Raw genomic sequence first — 510 nt, 5'->3', positions numbered from 1 at the left:
GAAGCACTTTACAGCAAAAAGTGAAATACTCCAGTAAGCTGGGATAATCCAACTAATAGGGTAGTAGTTGGGCTAGAGTTTCTCAAGGAAATGGAAGAACAAATGCTAAAATTAAGAAGAATTTGAAAGCTACCCAAGACAGGCAGAAAATTTATGCTGATAAAAACAGAACCCATAGAGAGTTTAAAGTGGGTGACCATGTTTTCCTAAAAGTGAAAAATAACATGAGTTCCCTGAAGTTGGGAAGTTGCGCCAAGTTGGCAGCAAGATTTTGTGGGCCATTTGAGATCCTGGAAAGGATTGGGCCAGTTGCATACATGCTTGCATTACCTGCATCTATGACTGTACATAATGTGTTTCATGTTTCACTGCTTAAGAAATATGTACCTGATGCTAATCATGTTATCGATTGGACTGTGATTCAGGTGGAACCAGAAGGTGTCCTGCAAGTGCGTCATGTGCGCATATTGGACAGGAAAAGCAAGCAGCTCCGGTGTTAAGGTCCTAACC

General features: G+C 41.2%; 1 protein-coding gene. It reads left to right on the top strand.

Annotation, left to right across the window (positions count from 1 at the left end; all coding sequences use genetic code 11):
- The first annotated feature begins 122 nt into the window (after window positions 1-122).
- Window positions 123-500: a hypothetical protein gene (locus NUW87_RS11615; RefSeq protein ID WP_269028692.1), complete on the top strand. Its 378-nt coding sequence runs from the start codon at window positions 123-125 to the stop codon at window positions 498-500.
- Window positions 501-510 lie beyond the last annotated feature (10 nt).

This window comes from Corynebacterium pilbarense (assembly GCF_026930265.1).
GTDB lineage: Bacteria > Actinomycetota > Actinomycetes > Mycobacteriales > Mycobacteriaceae > Corynebacterium > Corynebacterium pilbarense.
Note: the sequence above shows the minus strand (reverse complement) of the source record. Positions and strands in the feature narration are given on the sequence as shown.